3 protein-coding genes are annotated in these 3,959 nt (G+C 70.4%); 1 reads left to right on the top strand and 2 read right to left on the bottom strand.

What is annotated here, in order from left to right; translation table 11 throughout:
• Positions 1–240: 240 nt before the first annotated feature.
• On the bottom strand, positions 241–1,554 hold the full coding sequence (locus BIU97_RS03365) for a DUF4032 domain-containing protein (RefSeq protein WP_139195879.1): 1,314 nt from the start codon (positions 1,552–1,554) through the stop codon (positions 241–243).
• 76 nt (positions 1,555–1,630) lie between these two features.
• The gene (locus BIU97_RS03360; RefSeq protein ID WP_071262645.1) at positions 1,631–2,731 is read right to left on the bottom strand and encodes an ABC transporter ATP-binding protein; all 1,101 of its coding nucleotides are present in this window, start codon (positions 2,729–2,731) and stop codon (positions 1,631–1,633) included.
• Positions 2,732–2,972: 241 nt separating this feature from the next.
• Between BIU97_RS03360 and BIU97_RS03355 the strand changes: the two genes are divergently transcribed.
• The gene (locus BIU97_RS03355; RefSeq protein ID WP_071262661.1) at positions 2,973–3,923 is read left to right on the top strand and encodes a DsbA family protein; all 951 of its coding nucleotides are present in this window, start codon (positions 2,973–2,975) and stop codon (positions 3,921–3,923) included.
• Positions 3,924–3,959: the final 36 nt, after the last annotated feature.

Here is a 3,959-nt window from a genome sequence, read left to right as displayed (position 1 = left end):
GGCGACCATTCCTGCTCACGGGGTGGTGCGCGCTGGGCGTGACGGTCTGGAGGGCCGGCGCCGGTCTCCGGGACGTGGGCCGGGCCTCCAGACGGTCGCGTTCTCGACCCCGAACGGTCAGGACACGTCGGATGGTGCCCGCCGTGTGGTCACGAGTCGTCGCTGCGAGACGCCCCTGCCGGCCGTCTGCGACCAGTCGGCGTCCACCCGGCGGGGTGTCGTGACCGACCGGCGACCGTCTCAGACGGTCGCGCGCCAGTCGTCGACGTCGTCGGAGTCGTCCGCGTCGACCTCGGCGTCGTCGACCACCGGGATCGGCAGCGTCATCGACGAGGTCGGCGGGTTGATGAGCAGTCGCTCGTCACGGCGGTGTCGCAGGACGTCGTTGATGTAGGCGGTCGTGGCCTCGGGCAGGGAGACCGAGCGTTCCTCCTGCTGGGACATGAACCAGCGGTGCTCGAGCAGCTCGTGGAAGACCTCCGCCGGCTCGAGGCGCCCGCGCAGGTCGCGGGGGATCGAGCGGACGACGGGCTCGAAGACCCGGGACACCCACTCGTGCGCCACCATCTCCTCGTCGAGCTCGTCACGGCCGTTGCGGGCACGGTACGAGTCGAGGTCGTTGAGCAGGCGGCGTGCCTGGTTCTCGCCCGCGTCGAGGCCGGTCAGGCGCAGCAGACGGCGCTGGTGGTGGCCGGCGTCGACGACCTTCGGCTGGATCCGCACCTGCGAACCGCCCTCGGTCGTGTGGATCGAGAGCTCCTCGATGTCGAAGCCGAGCTCGTTGAGCCGTTCGACGCGGTCGTTGATGCGCCACCGCTCCTTGATGTCGAACTGCTCGGTGCCGGTGAGTTCCTTCCACAGGGTCCGGTACTGGGCGACGATCCGGTTCGACACGTCGACCGGGTCGGCGTTCTCGTCGAGGCGCCCGCCGGCCTCGAGGTCGAGCAGCTCGCCGGCGATGTTCACCCGGGCGACCTCGAGGTCGTTCTCGCGCTGCCCGTTGGACAGGCCGCCGGGGTAGAGCTTGCCGGTCTCGGCGTCCACCAGGTACGCGGCGAAGGAGCCGGCGTCGCGGCGGAACAGCGTGTTCGACAGCGAGACGTCACCCCAGTAGAAGCCGATGATGTGCAGCCGGACGAGCAGCAGCGCGAGCGCGTCGACCAGGCGGGTGGCGGTCTCCGGGCGGAGCGTCTGCGAGTACAGCGCCCGGTACGGCAGCGAGAACCGCAGGTGCCGGGTGACGAGCACCGGGTGGAGCGGCTGGCCCTCGGCGTCGGCGCGGTTCGTGATGACGGCCACCGGGTCGACGCACGGCACGTCCATGCGCTGCAGGGTCCGGAGCATGTCGTACTCGGCACGGGCGACCTCCTCGCCCGTCTCCTTCACGGCGGCGACGTACCCGCCCAGGTGCACGAAGCGCACGAGGTGTCGCGAGATGCCCTTCGGCAGCGCGACGATCGTCTCGTCCGGCCAGTCCGCGAGCGGCAGGTCCCAGGGCAGGTCGAGCAGTCCGGGGTCGACGGTGGCGGCGGTGATGGACATCGACTCGGGCACGGTTGGTTCCTGTTCGGTGCGTGGGAGAGGCGCGGTGCCGTCCGGCACCGCGCCTCTTGGTCGTGACCCTGCGGTCCTACGCGCTGATGACGGCCTTGTCGTCGAGACGCTCGCCCGACTCGGTGTCGAACGCGTGCACGTGGCCCTGCTTCGGCGTGACGACGATCGTGTCACCGATCGAGGGGTGCGAGCGACCGTCGACACGGGCGACGATGTCGACGCGCGAGCCGTTGACGTCGGCGTGACCGTAGAGGTAGCCGTCGGCGCCGAGCTCCTCGACGACGTCGACCGTGACGGGCAGGCCCTCGCCGGAGGACGACACCTGGACGTCCTCGGGGCGGATGCCGACCGTGATGTTCCCGGCGCGGGCGTTCGAGAGCGTGTCGCGGTCGATCGGGTGGTTGAGCGTGCCGAACTTGATGCCGCCCTCGACCACGTCGGCCGGCAGGAGGTTCATGGCCGGCGAACCGATGAAGCCGGCGACGAAGACGTTGTTCGGCTTCTCGTACAGGTCGCGCGGCGAGCCGACCTGCTGCAGGATGCCGTCCTTGAGCACCGCGATGCGGTCGCCCATCGTCAGGGCCTCGGTCTGGTCGTGCGTGACGTAGACCGTGGTGACGCCGAGACGACGCTGCAGCGACGCGATCTGGGTGCGGGTCTGCACGCGGAGCTTGGCGTCGAGGTTCGACAGCGGCTCGTCCATGAGGAACACCTGCGGCTGACGGACGATCGCGCGGCCCATGGCGACGCGCTGACGCTGACCACCGGAGAGGGCCTTCGGCTTGCGGCCGAGGTACTGCTCGAGGTCGAGGAGCTTCGCGGCCTCCTGCACGCGGGTGGCGCGCTCTTCCTTGCCGACGCCGGCGATCTTGAGCGCGAAGCCCATGTTCTCGGCGACGGTCATGTGCGGGTACAGCGCGTAGTTCTGGAACACCATCGCGATGTCGCGGTCCTTCGGCGGGACGTCCGTGACGTCGCGGTCGCCGATGCGGATCTGGCCGGAGTTGACCTCTTCGAGGCCGGCCAGCATGCGGAGCGAGGTGGACTTGCCGCAGCCCGACGGGCCGACGAGGACGAGGAACTCGCCGTCGGCGACGTCCAGGTCGAGGGAGTCGACCGCGGGACGGTTGCCTCCGGGGTAGAGACGGGTTGCCTTGTCATAGGTGACGGACGCCATGAGCGTTCGATCCTTCCTTCACCGGCAGGTACGTGCCGGACGATCCGAGTGAAGCGGTTGCCCGTGCGGGCCCCGGACGGTCGTCGTCGACCATCGGAGTTCATACAACACGAGTTCCCCGGGGTGCGCCAGTGTTTCCCGGCTGGTTGGGTGGTTCCCAGAGCGGCCCACTACAATCGCCGGGTCCGTCCGCCGAGCGGGGGTGAGCCGTGCGGACGCCGATCAGGAGGACGACGCACCGATGACCAACCGCCCCGAGGGTGACGCCCGCGCCGCGCGGAACGAACGCCGTGAAGCCGCCCGACAGCGAGCCCAGCGTGCCCGCACCCAGCAGAAGCGTCGTCAGCGTGGCGTCCGGCTCGGACTGCAGATCGGCATCGGTGTGGTGCTGCTCGCGGCCGCGACGATCGTCACGCTCGTCCTCGTCGACTCGGTGCAGCCCGCCGGCCCCGGCCCGTCGACGATGTCGCAGGGCGGCATCACGATCGGGCAGGACATGAAGGCCGTGTCCGGGTCGGCTCCGGCCTCGCCGAGCGCCACCGCGTCGGACGGTGCCGGCACCGTCCGCATCACGCTCTACGTCGACTACCTCTGCCCGACCTGCGGCCAATTCGAGGAGGCCAACGGCGACTACATCGAGAGCCTCGTCGACTCCGGCGCCGCGACGGTCGACATCCACCCGGTCGCGATCCTGGCGAACCGGTCGCAGGGCACGAAGTACTCGCTCCGCGCCGCGAACGCCGCGGCCTGCGTGGCCGAGCACTCGCCGGACCGGTTCTACGCCGTGAACAAGGCGCTCTTCGCGAACCAGCCGGAAGAAGGCACCGCCGGACTCACCGACGCCGAGCTCACGAAGGTGGTCACCGGGGTGAGCGGGCTGCAGGACCGTCGGGCGATCGAGCGCTGCATCGCCGACCAGGACTACAGCAAGTGGGTCGACGAGCGCACGAACGCGGTGGCCGGCGGCGACATCCCCGGTTCGTCGATCACCGAGTTCCCGGGGACGCCTCTGGTGCTCGTCAACGGGCAGCAGTACGAGCTCACCTCGCCGATCACGAACGACGACTTCCGCACCTTCGTGGTGACGGCGGCCGGCGCCTCGGAGCCCACCGCGACGCCGACGCCAACGGCGACGCCGACGGCGACGCCGTCCGCGTCGAGGACGCCGTCCCCCTCACCGACCAAGCGCTGACCGCGCGGACGCGAGTCCGGGACGGACGGGAGGCCC

This window comes from Curtobacterium sp. MCBA15_009 (genome assembly GCF_001864895.1).
Taxonomy (GTDB): Bacteria; Actinomycetota; Actinomycetes; order Actinomycetales; family Microbacteriaceae; genus Curtobacterium.
This window is presented reverse-complemented; position numbering and strand designations above follow the sequence as displayed.

Bases quoted from the DNA above. Each gene is read 5' to 3' on its own strand.
- BIU97_RS03355 (WP_071262661.1), top strand. From the start codon at position 2,973: ATGACCAACCGCCCCGAGGGTGACGCCCGCGCCGCGCGGAACGAACGC.
- BIU97_RS03360 (WP_071262645.1), bottom strand. From the start codon at position 2,731: ATGGCGTCCGTCACCTATGACAAGGCAACCCGTCTCTACCCCGGAGGC.